This window comes from Reyranella massiliensis 521 (genome assembly GCF_000312425.1).
Taxonomy (GTDB): Bacteria; Pseudomonadota; Alphaproteobacteria; order Reyranellales; family Reyranellaceae; genus Reyranella; species Reyranella massiliensis.
Window position 1 is genome coordinate 1,001,365 of the sequence record NZ_HE997181.1, and the last position, 18,184, is coordinate 1,019,548.

An 18,184-nucleotide genomic window follows, 5' to 3' on the forward strand; every position below is an offset into this window, starting at 1 on the left:
CCCGGTTCGAGGTACATTCCGCAAGGGTTGAGCGATTTGTTTGGGTTTTTGTGGGTGGCGGCGGCCCGATAATGGCATATGTGGGGGGATGGCGGTGTCTTTGGGGGAAGCCGAACAGGGCGAAGAGCGGCCGGCACACAGACGTGCATTGAGTCTCGTGAGCGGGTCGGCGAGCACTCGGCGTACCCTGCTTGCCGGTGTGCTGCACATTCTGCTGGTCTGGACCATGGTGTTCCTGATCATCGAGGACAACTACGGACGTGCCGTCGAAAGCTGGAAGACATCGGCGGAGAACATCGCTCTCGCGGTGGCGGCGCATGCAGCTCAGACGCAGGGTGCGGCGGATCTGGTTGTAAAAAGCATGGTCGACTGGATCGCCGAGGAGCGCATCGAGACCGAGCACCAATTTCGTCAGGTCATGGGCGAGAAGCGCTTCTACGACGCGATGCGCGATCGCATCCTGGGGCAGCCGCAAATCGGGATCGCCCTGATCGTTGCCGCCAACGGCGATGTCGTGAACGCGACGCGAGCGTGGCCGCCGGCCGCAGTCAATGTTGCGCAACGGGATTCGTTCAGGATCGCCATCGAACCTGGAGCCATGGCACTGAGCGGGACGTCGACTGGTGTGATAACCGGCCACCCGCGCTTCTACATCGCGCGTAAGATCGTATCCGACAAGGGCGAGTTGCTCGGCGTTGTAGGTGTAGGCCTCGAAGCCAACTTCTTTGCCGCCTTCTATAATCGCGTCGCTCTCGGTCCCGACGGTTCGCTGGCGCTGTTTCGCAATGACGGCACCTTGCTGGCCACAAATCTCCCCGATCAGAAGCTCGGATCGCGCTTCGATCAGACGCTGCCTCAACGGCTGATCGAAACAGGCGAATCCGGGAACGCCGTTCTGGCTCGTGGATCGTTTCCGTCTTATGCAGGGGGGCATCCGTCGAGCATCGTCGTTGCCACCAAGCTCGAAGGCTTTCCGGCCTATGTCACTGTCGCGGTAGGGGAAAGCGCCTTCCTGACGCCATGGCATGATCGCAACCTGCTGATCGTGGGCATCGGCATTCTGCTGACCGTCCTCACCGTCTTGGCGGGCGTGCTCATGGCGAGGCTGATCGAGCGGACCAGTGCGGCTGCACGTGAGGCTTCGGAACGGCAAGTGCTAGCGGCCATCGTCGATACGCCGTCGGCAATGACCGCCGTCGTAGACCGGCATGGCAAGGTCGTTCATGCCAATTCGCTCTTTCGCCGCCTGCTCGGGACCGGGCCGGATCGCGCCGTGGCGGACGCGCTCTTTAATCCTGCTCTCGAAGGCGTCGAGCCGCTTCTCACGTTCATCAACGGCAAGGTGCCTACCGCGGAGATCAATCTCGGCCTGTTGCAGCCGGGTGATCGGACGCGGCGGCTGCGCTTTTCTCTGTCGCGGCAATCGCTGCCCGACAGCGGTGAGAGCGTAATCCTGGTCGGTCATGACGAAACGCTCCGTCACCAAGCAGAGCGTGCGATTGCGCTGTCGGGAAAGCTCGTGACACTGGGGGAGATCACGACAGGCATTGCGCACGAGCTTAGCCAGCCATTGAACGTGATCCGCATGGCTGCGCAGAATGCTCTGGCCGAGGCGGAATCCGAGTTACCCGCGGCGGCTGCCGGTGACGAAGATGCCGAGGAGCCGATCCCGGCGATGTCGGATGCTGAGTTCCGCGACTTCGCGGCTGCGAAACTCACCCGGATCATGGCCCAGGTCGATCGGGCCGCTGCCGTTATCTCGCGCATGCGCATATTCAGCCGCTCGACCCGCGAAGGCCCGCGACCCTTCGATCTGCGCGACGCCTGCCTCGGCGCAATCGCCCTCATGGGACAGCCCTATCGCACTGCCGGTATTGTCCTCAGGCACGAGCTGGGCGAGGAACCGCTTGTAGTGGTAGGGCACCAGCCGTTGATCGAGCAGGCGTTGGTTGCCGTGCTCGGTAATGCCCGCGATGCACTCGGCGATACCGCGCAAAGTGACAAGGTCGTCGACGTTTCGGCCGGGCGGAGTGCCGATGGCCACCTGCGGGTGCGCATTGCCGACAATGGGCCGGGTGTCCCCGAAGAGATTCGCGAGCGCATCTTCGAACCATTCTTCACGACGAAGCCCGAAGGCCAGGCTACGGGCCTAGGCCTCGCCGTTGCCTATGGCATTCTGCGCGATGCAGGCGGAAGCTTGACCTTGGAGCCGAGCGGCGCAGGCGCCATTTTCCAGATTGACCTGCCCGACAACATGTCCTGCGGCTCTCAGGTATGACGATCGGCGTTCTGTTTGTATCTACCGGCGGTATCTGCCGCGCGCCAATGGCGGCAAGTGTGTTCCGTACCTTCGCGCGGCGAGGCCGGATCGAACACCTGTTCGACGTCGCCAGTGCTGGAACGTTCGATGGCCATGTCGGCGAAGCGCCGTCGCTGTTGGCGCACGAGGTCACCGAACGACGTGGCTACATGCTCGGTGCGGTAAAGATACGGTCGCTGCAGCCGGACGATCTGGCGCGCTACGATCATCCGATTGCCATGGATCGGACCAACCTCGCTGCGATGCGCTGGATGGCGCCGGCTGGTTGCACCGACCGGCCGCAACTCCTCCTGCGGCACGTCCATGAGGCTGGCGCAACGGACATCGTCGATCCCTACGGCGGCAGCGTCGCTGACTACGAGCGGGCGCTCGACCTGATCGAGAAGGGCTGTGCTGGCCTGATGATGAATATCGTCCAGGCCTTGCAGAAATCATCGGGGCAGGGGCCCGCAGGCTAGCGGCGGGTGAACAGGAGATCCTGCTGGTGCGGCGGCATGGTTTCGATCCGCCGCGGCGCCGTAGGGTGGCGCCAGCGCAGGTACCATTCGAGTTCGTAGCTGTTGTCGATCACCCAGGCGGAAAAGCCAGCCGTCCGCAAGCCGTCAAAGACATTTCGCCATGCCGCGAGATCATCCTGCGGACTTGCCTCGACAACGATGTCCATGGTCTGCGGATAGAGATGAAGCTGACCGAGGATGTACCGAAGAATCGGCGGCTCCGCTCCTTCGACGTCCATCTTGATGAGCCGAAGACGCTGGATTTCGTCGGCAGTCAGGATCTGGTCCAGCGGTCGTGCTTCGACCGAGGCTATCAATGTGCCGCCGCGCGAGGCGAGAGTCGTCGCGGCGCCGATATTGGCGCTGCTGATCTCGTAAAGCTCGAGGGTGCCAGGCTTGTCGGAAACGGCGGCGTTGATTGCGCGCACATTTATCGAGGCGGGGTTGAGCGCGAGGTTTTTCTGCAATAACGCGAATGTCCGGGGCGACGCTTCGATCGCCACGACCTGACCGGCGCGACCGACGCGGGCGGAGGCCAGCAGCGTGTCGTAGCCAATATTGGCGCCGATATCGACGAAGACGTCGCCGCTTTTGAGGTTTTGCTCGATCACCCGCGATACGTCCGGCTCCCAGACGCCGAAATGCAGGATCATGCGCTGGATGAGATCTTCGGTGCTGCAGTGAAGCTTCGCGCCGAAGAAGGTCGTTGCGACGTGTTCTGGCCCCAGCAGGCGGAGCGCCTTGTTGTATCCGCGGAAGACGAAACAGGCCGCCCGCAGCGGCAGGCGCCTGATGGTGCCAATGATAGCCTTATGGAGCAGCCTGATCATGACGCCACCTTACAGTGGCATGCCTTGATAACCGAGCCCGCTTCCGGGCGCTTTGGGCGAACTCTTACCGGCCCCGGCGACGTTGTTGCCGCCGCCCGTTCGGCTGCGGGCGGCAGCGTCTCAGGTTCTACAGCTTTGCAACAAGCGCCGTGAGCTGGTCGGCGCAGATGCCCCAGCCTTGATGGAGCCCATCTTCTCGTGCGCCTCGCGGTCCTCGACCGTCCAGTGGCGTACCGTTGCGGTGTAGCGGGTCTTGCCGCCTTCGTCCTCGAAGGTGAGGATCAACGTCATGAATGGCTTCTCGGACGGCTCCCATGCCGTCGTGAAGGCGTCCGTGACGACGATTCGTTCGTTCGGTACCACTTCCAGATAGACGCCCCGGTTGGGCATGTTCTGGCCATCGGGCCCGCGCATCACGATGAAATTGGCGCCGCCCGGCCTTACGTCGAGTTCGGCCACCGGCGTCGTGTAGGGCAGGGGGGCAAACCATTGCTTCAGCAGGGCAGGATCGGTCCAGGCCCGGTAGAGCTTCTCGCGAGGCGCATCGATCAGGCGGGTCAGCACCAGTTCTCGGTCGGCGGTGGAAGAGGCGGTCATTGGGGCTCCAGTCGAGGTTCTAGTCCCGAGGACGAATGGCGGGGCGGACATCCGACATCTGGAACAGCTTTTTTCTTTGCGTGCCTGCAGCCTGCAACTTAGCCTTCCAGACAGGGGGACATTCGGCACATGGTCGAGGTCGGATCCGACAGGAGCGGCGCACCGGACGTCGATTTCGCCGCCCTGCCAGCGGGCACGAAGATCGGACGATACGAAGTGCTTGCCGTGTTGGGGCAGGGTGGCTTTGGCATTACCTATCATGCCCGCGACGCCCAGCTTGGCCGTGAAGTCGCCGTCAAGGAGTACCTGCCGACGTCGCTTGCCATACGGCAGCGCGGATCGACCGTGTCGCCGCGCTCGACCAGGGTTGTCGACGATTTCACCCGTGGGCGCGACCGTTTTGTCGCCGAGGGGCGCACACTGGCCACGCTCCACCGTGCGCCGGGAATCGTGCGGGTCTTCGATTTCCTCGAACTCAACGATACCGCCTATATCGTCATGGAACTGATCCGGGGCGATACGCTCGACAAGCGGTTGAAGTCGGTCGGAAGGCTCGACCCGCCCGCCGTCGACCGGATTCTGTGGACGCTGCTCGACGGCCTCGAGCAGGTTCACGCTGCAGGTTTCCTGCATCGTGACATCAAGCCATCCAACATCATGCTGGATGAACAGGGCAATCCGACACTGATCGACTTTGGCGCCGCGCGGGCTGCGATGACCGGGCGGATGGCGACCATGACGGCCGTGTTCACTCCCGGCTACGCGGCTGCCGAGCAGATGAGCTCTGCCGAGCAGGGGCCCTGGACGGACATCTATGGCCTCGCGGCGACGCTCTACCACGCAATCGCCGGCAAGGCGCCGCCCAGCGCGATCGATCGCATGCTCGACGATCAATACGAGCCGCTTACCCGTCTCGCCGATCCGGAATTCTCGCGCGGCCTTCTGGCAGGTCTCGATGCCGCGCTGGCCGTACGCGCGTCCGATCGTCCACAGTCGATCGGCTCCTGGCGCACGCTCATCTCGGCGTTCGATCCCGAGGCAACCATCGTGATGCGACCTCGGGTGTCGGCCCTTGCACCTTCGGCGCTGTCGCCCTCGCCAGCGCCACGCCGTATCGGCCTCTATGCCGGAGGGGCCGTGGCAGCATTGCTCCTTGTTGCCGGCGGGACCTACCTTACGCTGACGTCGCGGCCTCCGTCGCCTCAGGCCCTCTCCCTTCAGGATATGAGGACCGAGGATCTCGAACGTCTTCTGGCGGAGCGGCGCGCTGCCGATGCGGCGGCGACAGAGAAGCGGCGGCTCGAAGAGGAGGCCCGGCGTAAGGCCGACGTCGATAGCGCGGCCAAGCGACAGGCCGATGCCGACCTCGCGAAAGCACAGCAACAACTTCAGTCGGCCGAGCAGGAGCTGGGCCGCTTGCGTGGCGAGATCGAAGCCAGTCGGCAGCAGATGCAAAGCGGGGCGGAGTCTGCAGCCCAGCGTGTCGAAGCGGAAGCAGCACAGCGCCGCGCGGAGGCCGAGATCGCCGCCTTGAAGAATGCGGAGCTGGTGGCACGCCAGAAGGCTGCCGCGGAAGCCGAGGCGAAGCACCGGGCCGACGAGGCGTTGGCTCGGGCGCAGGCCGAGCGGCAGCGCGCAGAAGCCGAGGCGCTGCGCAAAGCTGAAGAGGCAAGGGCGCACGGCGCCGTCGCCGCAGCGATTGCTGCTTTCGATGGCGCCTATGGTGGCACCTACGATCAGATGGGCGCGCGCCCGGGGGATCATGGGCCCCGTCAGGTATCGCTTCAAATTTCAAGCGGAGTCGGCAGCGGCAGCCTGCAGAACACGATCTGCGGCAACAGCCCGATCTCGATCCGGGTCACGCCGGCTGGTGATGTTTCCGGCGAGGCGACGACCTTCGACGCGACTTGCCAAAAATTGCCGCTCACGGTGAAAGGTAAGCTCGACGGAGGCCGCCTGCTGATTCAACTGGCCGGAGTCGGTGTTGGAGGTGGGGCGAGTCTGGCGCTCGTCGGATCGTCCTCGGTGGGTCGGGTTGCGGCAAAGCCGGCACCGTCGATCGTTGCCGCACCGCCGGCCCCACCTGTCGACACCGCGCGCTGGGTGGGCCGCATCAAATGCGCGACATGGCCGGGCAATGGCCTGCCTCTCGATCTTTCGGCGACCGGCGGCCAGGTGACGAGCGGTCCGCGAGACAGCGTGGCCTTCTCGATGACCATCAGCGGCACACGCTACTCTGCCAGCGTCAAATGGACAGTCCCCGATCCGATACGAAGCTTCAGCGGGACTTTCTTCGGCACGATTGCGGGCGACCGGATTTCGGCAACGACAATTGCACGCTCCGACTTCAAGAGCATGCCAGGGCCGCCAGACGATCAGTGCACGCTCGACCTATCCAAGGTGCGTTAGCGGGCCGCCGAAACACCCGGTGTGACGCCGCCATATTCGTGACTGACGCGGCCATTCCAGCCGTATCCGACATAGCCGCCGGCTGCATCGTAGAGATAGTCGAAGCCCTGCAGGAACATGCGGCCCGTGTTCACGAAGACGCCTGCGTCTCTCACCACCTCGACCTTTTCGGGATGGAGCGGATTGCCGCGACGGCCGACGGTCAGATGGTAGTGCGCGGGTTGCGGCCGCTGCCTGTCCGGCATGTAGAGGTCGATCCGTGTGCCCTCCGGCGCAGCGTGACCGCGCTCCAGCCGCGTTCCTGCCGGCGGCGAGAGGAACATGTAGTTGATGCCGGTATCCATGAGCATGGTGCCGCGTCCCTCCCGACCATCGACGGATATGGTCAGCGGCGCACCATTCCAGTCCGGCACGCCGGGCGTATGAGCCTTCGGCGTCAGTTTGACGAACGCCATATGGCGGGTGAGCTCGGGGGTCATGCCGAGATGGACGCCGTTGCGGGTGATCACATAACCTTGACGTACGTGGCCGACCGGCTGGCCCGACGCCAGTGACGTGAGGCTGACGAAGGGGTTCTTGGGCGCCGAGACAGTGGTGCCCTGCGCGGAATCGCGATCGAAACCGACGCCCATGAAGCCGACATTGCGCGGGTTCTGCTCCGGTCGGCAATCGCGGGCGTGCTCCAGGCAGGTGATGTGGGTAACACGCAGGACCTGCACGCGCGCCGTGGCAACGGGCGTATGCGCATCGCGCTGGATCACGATGTCGGTGAGATAGTGCTCGCCGTTCAGGATGCGACCGCTGCTGTTGTAGACCAGCCGCCCGGGTCCCTGAGCCACATCGCCCGGCCCCGGCGCGAAATGCTCAGCCGACGTGACGATACCCGTCGAGCCGGTATCCATGCCGAACCAGCGTGGCCGCGCACCATTGAGTTTCAACCAGACCTGCGGCACGTGTTCCATCGAGATCGGTCCGTTGGCGAATGGGATCTCGAGAGCCGTAAGGCCCTCGTATTGCCGCCAGCGGTCTTGGTCTGGTCGTTCTGTCTGGCTGTAACCTCCGGTCGCCAGAGCGGCTGTCGCAGCGATGGCAGCCGAGCCGGCCAGGAGTGTGCGCGTCACTCTTGCCATTGAGAATTCTCCCATTTCCATTATCGCCAGACCGCGAGATCGTTCACTCTGTGCCGAGATGAAGTTTTCACACACCAAGGTCTTGCATCCAAATAACCGCTGGGGCGTTGTGTAACGGTGATGACGGTTTGCCCCCCACACCGCACCGTGCTGGGCAAAAGCGCGTTTGCGCGCTTGTTGGGCACGACACTGTTCGTGATGATGCTTTGGGCATCGTTGTGCGGAATCGCGCAGGCGCGAACCGCCAAGATCGAGCTCACCATGTCCGGCGACGAGGGCATGGAGGCGGATATCAAGAGCCTCGTCGAGGGCATCGAGAAGAATCAGCCGCTCTCTGGCGATGGCCTTTCCCTTTTGCAGGGCGCGCAAGCCGCCTTGGCGAGGGTGAACGCTGCATTGCGCTCCCGCGGCTTCTACGACGCCGAGGTGAATGGCACGTTTGATGGTCGACCGATTGCCGATGCGGCGGCCCTCGATGCGATCGAGGCCCGACCCGAAGCCGACGCCATCTCCTTTTCCTTCAATATCAAGACCGGCCCGCGCTATCGCATCGGGCAACTGGTCATTCGCCCTCCCGGTGCCATGGTTTCGATGCCCGACATCGACCGCAGCAAGCTCGAGCTGGCTCCCGGCGATCCGGCTGATGCCGGCGCGATCATCGGCGCGCAGGACCGGCTTCTCTCTCAACTACGAGAGCACGGTTACGCCCTGGCGGCGATCAAGGATCGCGAAGTCATCGTCGATCACGCTACACGCGAAGCCGACGTCACCTTCATCGTCGAAAGCGGACCGACGGCGCGCATGGGTCCGGTACGTTTTTCCGGCACCGAGAAAGTCGACACAGTCTGGCTGCAGCGTCGTGTGCCCTTCAAGGAAGGCGAACCCTACGAGCCCGCCAAGGTCGATGCCCTGCGCGGCAAGCTTACGTCGCTGGGGGTGTTCAATGCGGTGCGCATTCGGCCGGCCACCGGCCTCGATACCAATGGTGAATTACCGATCGATGTCGAACTCACCGATCGGCCGCAGCGGTCCATCGGCTTTGGCGTGAGCTACGAGACGCAGCTGGGTTTCGCCGTCGACGGTTTCTGGGTTCATCGCAACCTGTTCGGCCAGGCCGAAAGCCTGCGTCTTTCAGCAGAGATCAACCGTATCGGGCAAAACGCGCTCCTCGATACGGGCTTCGCCTTTCGGGCGGCCTTCCGCAAACCTGACTGGTGGCTGCCCGGCCAGGACGCGCGGCTCGAAGCGGCAGCGTTGCGCGAGGTGCTGGACGCCTACACCCGCAACGCCATCACGTTTCAGGCTGGTTTCGATCGTACCGTCTCGCCGCATCTGCAGGTGCGTTTCGGGCTCGCCGCGGAGTTTGCGCAGATCACCCGCAACGGCATTACCCAGGATTACAACCTCATCGGTGTCCCGATGACGGTGCTCTACAACAAGGCGAATAGCGACGTCGACCCGACCAAGGGTTATCGCCTGCAGCTCGACGTAACGCCTTGGGTCGATGCCGGCGCGGCAAGCAATTTCTTCACGATCATGCGCCTGACAGGCCGCAGCTACTTCGATCTCGCCGAGCCCGGACGCACCGTTCTGGCAACCCGCGCGTCCTTTGGCACTGAACCCGCCACCAACATCAACAGCATCCCGCCGGACAAGCTTTTCTATGCTGGCGGCGGCGGCTCGGTCCGCGGCTTCGTCTACCAGAGCGCAGGCCCGCGCGACGCCTTCAACAACCCGCTGGGCGGCGCCAGCGTCATCGAGGCGAGCGTCGAATTGCGCCAGCGCATCGGTCGGTCGTTCGGCGCGGTGGCTTTCGTCGATGCCGGCAGCGCCTATCCCGACTATCTGCCGAACTTCTCGTTGTTCGCGCCGCGCGTCGGTGCGGGTGCGGGCATCCGCTACTATACTGACTTCGGCCCGATCCGGTTCGACGTCGGCATTCCGCTTAATCGGCGCGAAGGCGATCCGCCGTTTGGTATCTATGTCAGCCTGGGGCAGGCTTTCTGATGAGGATCGTACGGCTCCTTTCCTGGACATTCGGCGGCCTCTTTGCCGTGCTGGTGGTCTTGTTTGCTGCGCTGCAGACGGGGCCCGTACAGCGCTCCCTGGCGTCGATCGTGTCCGACCTGGCGTCGACGCCGGACAGCAGGCTCAGCCTTCAGGGATTGAGCGGCTTCATCCCGACGGATCTGAAGATCGAGCGCGTGGAACTCGCCGACCGGCAAGGTCCTTGGCTCACGATCGAAGATGCCGAGGTCCGCTGGTCGTTCCTGTCGCTGCTGAGTGGGCGGGTACATGTCGACGTCGTTGCCGCGCGGCGCATCGATGTTGCCCGAGCGCCGGAACCGGCAAAGACCGAGGCCGGCAGCACGAAGGCCGGCGGATCACTGCAATTGCCTGTCGGTATCGATCTGCAGGCGCTCTCGATTGACGAGCTTCATATCGGTACTGCGCTCGCCCAAGTCGATTCGCGTTGGAAGATCGCGGGCGATGCGGTGCTGCCGGCGAGTCTCGCCGACGGTCGGTTGAAGCTCGAGGGAAACCGCCTCGATGGCCCGATGGGGCGTCTGGGGGCCGATATCCGCTTCGACGCCAACACGCAGGCTGTCAGCGGAGAGGTGACCTTCGATGAAGGGAAGGGCGGTGTCGTCGCGGCTTTACTTGAGCGACCCGACATCGAGGGCTTTACGACCCGCCTTGCCGTTCGCGGCGATGCCCATACCGGCAGCGCCGATCTGACTTTGTCGGCGGCCGATGCCGCGACTGCAACAGGCAAGGCGAGCTGGCAGCCACGCGATGCGGCGACGGAGATCACTCTGCGCCTGGATACCGCCGGACCCGGCTTGCCGAAGGGGCCGGTGACGGATGCGATCCGTGGACCGATGACGCTGACGGCGACCGCCGCGCTCGACGACAAGCTGGTGACGCTTCGCGAAGCGCGATTGGACTTGGGACCGGTCGGCGTGACTGCGTCGGGCCGCTACGAACGCGCCGCCGATCGCTTGCAGGGCTCGATCTCCGTCGAGGCCTCGGAACCCGGACCCTTCGGCCCGTTGCTGGCGGGCGCCACTTGGCGCGGCCTGAAGCTCGAAGCCAAAGCCGATCTTGGCGCCCTCGCGACGCGGCCACAGGGAATGCTTCTGCTGACCGGCGGCGCGGAGGACATTTCAGTAACTGCGATCGATGCGCGCTTTCCGGCGCTGGGAAAGGTGGTGCTCGATGCGCGAGTGGGCGTGCGCGACAAGACGCTGACCGTCGAACTGCTGGACGTCGTCTCGTCGCCCGCAGCGGTGAAGGGCACAGGCACCTACGTCACCACCACGGAGCGGGGCGAGGGCAAGGTTACGCTGACGGTACCGAGCTTGACGCCCTTCTCGGCACTGGCCGGCCGCGATCTCACCGGCCGGGCCGATCTCGATCTGACGGCGACCAGCGACAAGGGCGATCTCACTCTTGCATGGCAAGGGGCGTTGCGCGATTTGGGGGCACCCGGCCTCCCGCACGACCTCGTTGCTTCGCCGGTGTCGCTCGACGGGACGGCCAGCCTGAAGCATGACGAGACTTGGTCCCTGCGCGCGGTGCGGATCGCGACTGAAGGCGGCGCATTCACCGTCGACGGCAATGGCCGCGGATCGACGGGAACGCTCGACCTGTCGCTCGACCTGCCGAAGCTCGCGGCTCTTCGGGCCGATGTCGCGGGCGGTGCCTCGGCCAAGGCCACGATCACCCTGCGGGGCGATGGCACCGACATCAAGCTGGACGCGGCGCTTCGCGAACTCGCCTATCAGCAGCTCAAGGCACAGAAGCTCGATCTCTCGGCGACCGCATCGCTTGACAGTTCTGGGGCGGTGCGGGGGGCGGTCGAAGCCAGCGGTGACGTGGCCAGCCAGGCGCTCACCCTCAACGGTCGCTTCGAGCGAAACGCAACGGGCGGCATCATCGTGCCGTCGTTCCAGGGACGTTGGGCGAGCGCCATCCTCGATGTAGCCGATCTGGCCGTCACTCAGGCGCGCACGACAGGCCATGCGAAGCTCAGCATGGCGCGTCTGCAGGATCTGTCTCCTCTAATCGGCACCGAGATCGCGGGATCGCTCAATGCCGAAGTGACGGCCGATCCCGCGTCGCCGGCGGGCCGGCTCGACGTTCGCGTGCAGGGCGCGGATATCAGAAGCGGCGGCATTGCCGTCGGTACTGTCGATCTGGCGGGCACGATCGACGACCCGACAGGAAATGCCCGTACCGATCTCACGGTGACAGCGAGCCGTCTGGTTGGCGCATCGGGCGTCAACGGCGTGACGGCAACTGCCAAGGGCGATCGGCAAGGACTCGATGTAACGATGCAGGCGACAGGCAGCACCGCTGCCAATCTCGCGGCTCGGCTGGAAATGGCTGCCGACGAGATTCTCGTCGCTCTGCAGCGCTTCGACGGGCGCTACGATCGCGTTCCCCTGGCACTGGCGGCGCCGACCAGGATTCATATCGCAGGGGAGCGGATCAGGATCGATCCGACCAGTATGCGGCTGGGCGGCGGCCGTCTCTCCACCAGCGGCACGCTTGATCCGGTCGCCAGCGATCTCCAGCTCGAAGTGGCCGCACTGCCGCTCTCGCTGATCGAGGCTTTTGCGCCAGGGACCAATCTCGAAGGCACGCTCAATACGCGGCTGCGTGTGCAAGGCCCGATGGCGGCGCCGCGCGTCGAAGCCACTTACAATGCAGCAGGTGTTCGGCTGCGCATGCCGGATACGGCCTTGGTGCCGCCTTTGGCGCTGCGGGGGACGGCTTCGCTGGTCGGCCAGCAGGCCGCGCTCGACGCGAGGATCACCGCAGGTGGTTCAACGAACCTGACGCTGAAGGGCCAGGCGACGCTCCCTCAGGGCCGCGCACCGCTTGCGGCCACCGCGACCGTGGGCGGGTCCGTCGACATCGCACCCTTTGCGCCGCTGCTGGGTAACAATATACGCGGCGTCACCGGCACGGTGCGTCCGAACCTGTCGTTCGACATTGCGGGCTCGCGTGTTACGGGCAGCGGCACGGTCGACCTTTCCAACGGCGCGCTGGCCTTGCCCGAGGCTGGTTTGCGCCTCAGCGGCGGTGAGGCGCGGCTCGCCCTGCAGGGCGACGTCCTGCAGATCCAGCGGTTTACCTTCCAGACCGGCCGCAACGGCAGCGTTACGGCGAGTGGCACGGTCCGGCTCGATCCGGATCAGGGACCTGTCCTTGACCTCTCGGTCGGCAGCCAGCGCGCGTTGCTGGTGAGCCGGCCCGATCTCGTGGCGACGATTTCGAGCAACCTCAAGATCGCCGGCTCGACGACGAGCGGTATCGACGTCTCCGGTCCGATCACCATCGACCGCGCGGAGATCGCCGTCGGTGCTGCGCAATCGATCGATTTTCCAACGCTGCAGGTGCGGGAGATCAACCGGCCTGGCGCCGCACCGCCTCCGCCGGTCGATCTTAACAAGCCGAAGAAGGCAGCACCTCCGCCGGGGGCGGCGCCGATCCGTCTCGCACTGACGATCAGCGCCCCACAGGCGATTTTCGTACGCGGCCGTGGCCTCGATGCCGAGATGTCGGGTCAGTTCCAGGTCAGCGGTACGCCTTCGGCGCCGGAGGCCATCGGCGGGCTGACGATGCGGCGCGGCGAATTTACCCTGGGCGGCCGGCGACTCAATTTCACGCGAGGCGTCGTCACTCTGGACAACCTCGATACGATTGATCCGGCGCTGGATTTCGTTGCCTCGACCAGCGTGCAGCAGACGACGATCACCGTAACTGTCTCCGGCACGTCGCGTGCACCTGCCATTGCCATCAGTTCCTCGCCGTCGCTACCTGCCGACGAGGCCATGGCGCTGCTGATCTTCGGCAAGCCAGCGTCGAGCCTCAGCGCCTTCGAACTGGTGCAAGTCGCTGCCGCCGTCGCCGAGCTGACCGGCCAGTCGCCCGGCAGCAGCTTCATGAGCCGCCTGCGTCGGGGTCTGGGTCTCGACCGGCTGAGCGTGGGCTCGTCGGGCGGCGCCGGGGGCTCAGGCGGCTCGCCCGTCTCCATCGAGGCCGGCCGCTATGTGGCGCCCGGAATCTATGTCGGTGCCAAGCAAGGCGCTTCAGGCAATTCCAGCCGCGGCGTCGTGCAGATCGACATCTTCGATAATGTTAAGCTGGAAGGCGATATCGGTGCGGATTCTACGGGGCGCGTCGGCGCCAAGATGGAGTGGGACTATTAGCAGGCCGGCAAATCCAACGAGAAAGGCCCGCGCCGGAGATTCCGGGCGGGCCTTGGACGATCTCTGCCGGTACATCCGCGGCCGAAAGATCGCATCGTCCTATCAACGCTCGTCGCGGCTAAGGGTTGCAGGCTGGGCTGCCTCCGAATGATCATGCAACTTTGCCAACGGCTTAGCCGTTAAAATCACTATGAGAGAAGGTACAACCCTGGAGGCGATCAGCCCGTATCTGGTGCTTTGCCAAGCCGATGATGGCGGCCGCCCGATCATAGAAATGGCGCGTACCCTGCACGATCTCATTCTCACTTTTCCGCCACAGGGTTACTACTCGGTACGTACCGTGGAAGACGAATGCGGCCCTGCCGTTCATTGTGCCTTCGAGCGCAAGATGGATGCAGACCGGCTAGCGGTGACGGTCGGTGCCATTCAGATCGCGCGCTACGAAGGCTATCGCAGCGAACGGGCCTTTTTCCTCAACGACGAGACTATGACGCGGCTGCGGAAGGCGTTGCTGAAGCAGCAGCGCTAGAACCAGTAGCGTTTACCGACGGCGGACGGCGCGAGCACATCGTCGCCGAAGGCCTGGGCCAGCGCCGACATGGCGCGCCAGCCGGTGCAGTGCCCGGCCCCGATTTGCGCCAGTCCGAATTGCTTCATGGCGGCGACCGTTTCCGGAATGATCTTCTCGTTGGTCCCCGAGAGATGCAGGCCGCCCAGCACGGCATGCAGCTTCAGATCCGGAAAACTCGCCCGCGCATGCGTGAGGACATTCACGATGCCGGCGTGCGAGCAGGCGCTCAGCACGACCAGCCCCTTGCCCTTCACGTTTACGGCAAGCCAGCGTTCGTCCATCAGGAGTTCGTCCGGCTCCCATCCGGCGCCATCCTCCGTGCGCCTTACCTGGCCGGGCAAGCCGCGCTCGAACGGCGTCACGCGCGGAATCTCGCCGCTGACATGGAACATGCCGTCGAGCAGGGGCTGCGGTTTCGCTGTCGAAACGATCTCGGCACCCAGGCCGGCGAGTTCGGCGACGCTCGGTACATCGTCCATCAGCCGCACGCCGCCGTCGGGAAGTTTCATGCCGCGCTGCCGGAACATGCCGGGATGCACATGGAAGGGAACGGGGCGGCCGCCGTTGCGTCCGCGTATGCCCTGCAGTGCGAGCTTCATCGCGCCGGCATGATCCCAATGACCGTGCGAGAGCACGATGCCCTCGATGCGGCCGAGATCGACGCCGAGCCGCGTCGTGTTGCGCTCGAAGGCATATTCCTCCGGCCCGCTGTCGAACAGCACCGTATGCCGTGTCGAACCGCGCTCGACGGTGACGAGACAAGAGAGGCCGTGGACCGCACAGCACAGGCAGCGATCGGATGAAGCGCGCAGGCCGCGGCGGCTGGCAAAGGCGAACTCTCCCTCGACATTGAGGGGCGTCGAGGAGAGTCCGTCGGTCGCATTGTCGACCAGGATGTGGATCTCGGCGCGGTCGACTTCGACGAGATCCATCCTGCGTCGTCCCTAAAGCATGCCGAAAAGGCGGGCGACCCTTTGCACGCCCTGCCAGGCCGGATCGAGAATCGTGAAGGTGCGCACCATCTCGTTGGCGTCGTGCAGCAGGGCACGAAGTTTCTGGCCGTTGGGTTCGTCCTTCTCGGCCTCGCGCTTGGCTTCCTCGAAGAGAGCGCGCAGCTCGCGCATCTCCTCGGTGAAGTCGTCGTCGATGGCTTTCAGTGAATTCGCAAGCGCATTCACCAAGTCTGATTTCTGTTCGGCCATGGGCCTATGCCGCCTTCCTAGTTCGATTTGCCTCGATTGTCGCCCACAGCGATGCCGCCGTCACCGGCATGTCTACATGCTTGAGGCCGGTATGCGGATGGATCGCATCGACGATGGCGTTGATCACGGCCGGCGGTGCGCCGATGGCGCCGGCCTCGCCGGCCCCCTTCACGCCCAGCGGGTTGGTCGTGCACAGGCTGTTGTGCATGTCGAAGTGCACATGCGGCACCACATCGGCGCGGGGCAGGGCATAGTCCATGAACGAACCGCTCATGAGCTGGCCAGAGTCGTTGTCGTAAACGGTCTTTTCCGTGAGCGCCTGGCCGACCCCCTGACCGACGCCGCCATGAACTTGCCCCTGCAGCAGCAGCGGATTCAGGGCCGTGCCGAAGTCGTCCATGATCGAGTAGTTCAGGATCTGCAACGTGCCGGTGTCGGGATCGACTTCGACTTCGCAGACATGGCAGCCGTTGGGGAAGGTTGCCGCCGACGGCGTGCGGGTGAAGTCGCCATCGAGGCCGGGCTGTTCGCCGGCCGGAACATGCTTGGGATTCCGGGCGGCCTTCGCCACGTCGAACAGGTTCATCGTGCGGTCGGTCCCGACGATACGGAAGACCGCATCCTTGTATTCGATATCGCCGACAGCCGCTTCCATCGCCGAAGCGGCAACCAGCTTGCCTTTCTCGATGATCTTGTCGCTGACGCCCAGGACTGCCGCGCCCGCCACGGGGATGGAGCGACTGCCGCCGGTCATGCCTTCCGGCGTGAAGTCCGAATCGCCCTGCACGATGCGGATGCGGTCGGCATCGACGCCGAGCCGGGCCGACATGATCTGCGTGAAGGCGGTCTCGTGGCCCTGGCCGTTGGTCTGCACGCCCACGAAGACGGTGATCGTGTCGTCCTCGTTGAACTTGGCGATGGCGCTTTCCGGCGCACCGCCCGAGCACTTCTCGACATAGGTCGCCATGCCGATGCCGCGCCACTTGCCCTTGGCAAGCGAGGCGGCACGACGGGCGGGGAAGCCCTTCCAGTCGGCCTTCTCCATGCCCTTGAGCATGACATTGTCGAAGTCGCCGGAATCATAGGTGTCGCCCAGCGCCGTGTTCCACGGGATCTGGTTCGGCTTCACGAGGTTGCGCTTGCGCAGTTCGTCCGGCGTCAGGCCGGTTTCGCGTGCGATATGGTCGACGAACCGCTCCAGCAGATAGGCTGCTTCCGGACGGCCGGCGCCACGATACGCATCGGTCGGCACGGTGTTGGTCATCACGCCCTTCACGTTCACGTAGATCGTGGGCGTCTGGTAGAGGCCGGCCAGCATGCCAGTGCCTGCCATGGTCGGGATGAAGGCGCCGAAGTGGCTGAGATAGGCACCCAGTGCGGCATAGGTCGTGACACGGAAGCCGAGAAACTTGCAATCCTTGTCGAGCGCCATCTCGGCGATCGAGACATGGTCGCGACCCTGGACGTCCGAGAGGAAGGCTTCCTGCCGATCGGGAATCCACTTCACCGTGCGCTTGAGTTCACGGCTCGCCCAGACGACGAGGGGATATTCAGGGTGGACGAAGATCTTCATGCCGAAGCCGCCGCCCACGTCGCCTGTGCGCACGCGCAGCTTGGGCTGGCCGATCTTCAGGATCATGTCGGCGACGACGGGACGGATGACGCTGACGCCTTGCGAGGAAACCCAGAGGGTGGAGCGGTCGTCCTTGGGATCGTATTCGCAGATGGCGCCGCGCGGCTCCATCGAGTTCACGACCAGCCGGTTGTTGACGATCTGCAGCTTCACCACCCGGTCGGCCTTGGCGAAGGCTGCTTCTGTCCTGGCGCGGTCGCCCATCTCCCAGTCGAACACCAGGTTGCCCTTGATGTGATCGTGGACCAGCGGCGCGCCGGGCTGGGCCGACTCATAGGTGCCGACCGTATGGGGGCGGGCTTCGTAATCGACCTCGATCAGCTCGGCAGCGTCCTTGGCCTGCTCCAGCGTCTCGGCGACGACCAGGGCCACCGGATCGCCGACGTGGCGGACACGGCCCTGGGCCAGCATCGGGCGGGGCGTGTCGGCGCGCGGGCTGCCGTCCCGGTTGTTCACGGGCACGAGGCAGGGCAGGTCGCCGTAGCCCGCCTTCTTCACGTCATCGCCAGTCAACACCAGTAGGACGCCGGGCGCTTTGCGCGCGGCGGCCGTATCGATGCTCTTGATGTCGGCATGGGCATGGGGCGACCGCAGCACATAGGCGCGGGCGGCCGGGGTGGAGAGCTTGGTGTCGTCGGTATATCGACCGCCCCCGGTCAGAAGCCGGGGGTCCTCGACCCTGCGAACCGATTGTCCGATGCCGAACTTTGCCATGAATTCCTCCGTGTTGGCCGGAGGTTAGCAAGCGGCGGCGAAGCGTGGCTAGGCCTCTTC

At 64.6% G+C, this 18,184-nt stretch carries 11 protein-coding genes and 1 pseudogene; 6 read left to right on the plus strand and 6 right to left on the minus strand.

Features of this window, described 5'->3' with window-relative positions:
* The first annotated feature begins 157 nt into the window (after positions 1-157).
* Entirely contained in the window at positions 158-2,278 is a 2,121-nt protein-coding gene (locus BN60_RS28590) for an ATP-binding protein (RefSeq protein ID WP_215905882.1), read from the plus strand.
* Positions 2,275-2,778 carry an arsenate reductase/protein-tyrosine-phosphatase family protein gene (locus BN60_RS04920; RefSeq protein ID WP_083855959.1) on the plus strand — a complete coding sequence of 168 codons (504 nt, stop codon included), beginning with the start codon at positions 2,275-2,277 and terminating at the stop codon, positions 2,776-2,778. Before BN60_RS28590 ends, BN60_RS04920 begins: the two co-directional genes overlap by 4 nt.
* Here the strand turns inward: BN60_RS04920 and BN60_RS04925 are convergent.
* Positions 2,775-3,647, minus strand: coding sequence for an FkbM family methyltransferase (locus BN60_RS04925; protein ID WP_020694888.1), 873 nt, complete (start codon positions 3,645-3,647; stop codon positions 2,775-2,777). The two genes, BN60_RS04920 and BN60_RS04925, sit on opposite strands and share 4 nt — an antisense overlap.
* A gap of 127 nt (positions 3,648-3,774) precedes the next feature.
* Positions 3,775-4,244 (minus strand): annotated as a pseudogene (locus BN60_RS04930) (SRPBCC family protein).
* Between the two features lie 129 nt (positions 4,245-4,373).
* On the opposite strand from BN60_RS04930, the gene BN60_RS28595 reads away from it, so the two are divergent.
* Entirely contained in the window at positions 4,374-6,653 is a 2,280-nt protein-coding gene (locus BN60_RS28595) for a serine/threonine protein kinase (protein ID WP_020694889.1), read from the plus strand.
* On the opposite strand, the gene BN60_RS04940 is transcribed toward BN60_RS28595, so the two are convergent.
* Complete coding sequence (locus tag BN60_RS04940; RefSeq protein WP_020694890.1) at positions 6,650-7,783, minus strand: hypothetical protein; 1,134 nt, start codon at positions 7,781-7,783, stop codon at positions 6,650-6,652. The two genes, BN60_RS28595 and BN60_RS04940, sit on opposite strands and share 4 nt — an antisense overlap.
* Before the next feature lie 120 nt (positions 7,784-7,903).
* On the opposite strand from BN60_RS04940, the gene BN60_RS04945 reads away from it, so the two are divergent.
* The 3 genes from BN60_RS04945 (at position 7,904) to BN60_RS04955 (ending at position 14,533) form a co-directional block, all read left to right on the plus strand.
* Entirely contained in the window at positions 7,904-9,790 is a 1,887-nt protein-coding gene (locus tag BN60_RS04945; RefSeq protein ID WP_083855960.1) for an autotransporter assembly complex protein TamA, read from the plus strand.
* Positions 9,790-14,004, plus strand: coding sequence for a translocation/assembly module TamB domain-containing protein (locus BN60_RS04950; protein ID WP_020694892.1), 4,215 nt, complete (start codon positions 9,790-9,792; stop codon positions 14,002-14,004). Before BN60_RS04945 ends, BN60_RS04950 begins: the two co-directional genes overlap by 1 nt.
* 190 nt (positions 14,005-14,194) lie before the next feature.
* Complete coding sequence (locus BN60_RS04955; protein WP_148283327.1) at positions 14,195-14,533, plus strand: hypothetical protein; 339 nt, start codon at positions 14,195-14,197, stop codon at positions 14,531-14,533.
* Here the strand turns inward: BN60_RS04955 and BN60_RS04960 are convergent.
* The 3 genes from BN60_RS04960 to BN60_RS04970 are packed head-to-tail and all read right to left on the minus strand — an operon-like array spanning position 14,530 to position 18,124.
* Positions 14,530-15,507, minus strand: a complete 978-nt coding sequence (locus tag BN60_RS04960) for an MBL fold metallo-hydrolase (protein ID WP_020694894.1) — start codon at positions 15,505-15,507, stop codon at positions 14,530-14,532. The two genes, BN60_RS04955 and BN60_RS04960, sit on opposite strands and share 4 nt — an antisense overlap.
* A gap of 12 nt (positions 15,508-15,519) precedes the next feature.
* The gene (locus BN60_RS04965) at positions 15,520-15,777 is read right to left on the minus strand and encodes a hypothetical protein (protein WP_020694895.1); all 258 of its coding nucleotides are present in this window, start codon (positions 15,775-15,777) and stop codon (positions 15,520-15,522) included.
* 4 nt (positions 15,778-15,781) lie between these two features.
* Entirely contained in the window at positions 15,782-18,124 is a 2,343-nt protein-coding gene (locus tag BN60_RS04970) for a xanthine dehydrogenase family protein molybdopterin-binding subunit (RefSeq protein WP_020694896.1), read from the minus strand.
* Positions 18,125-18,184 lie beyond the last annotated feature (60 nt).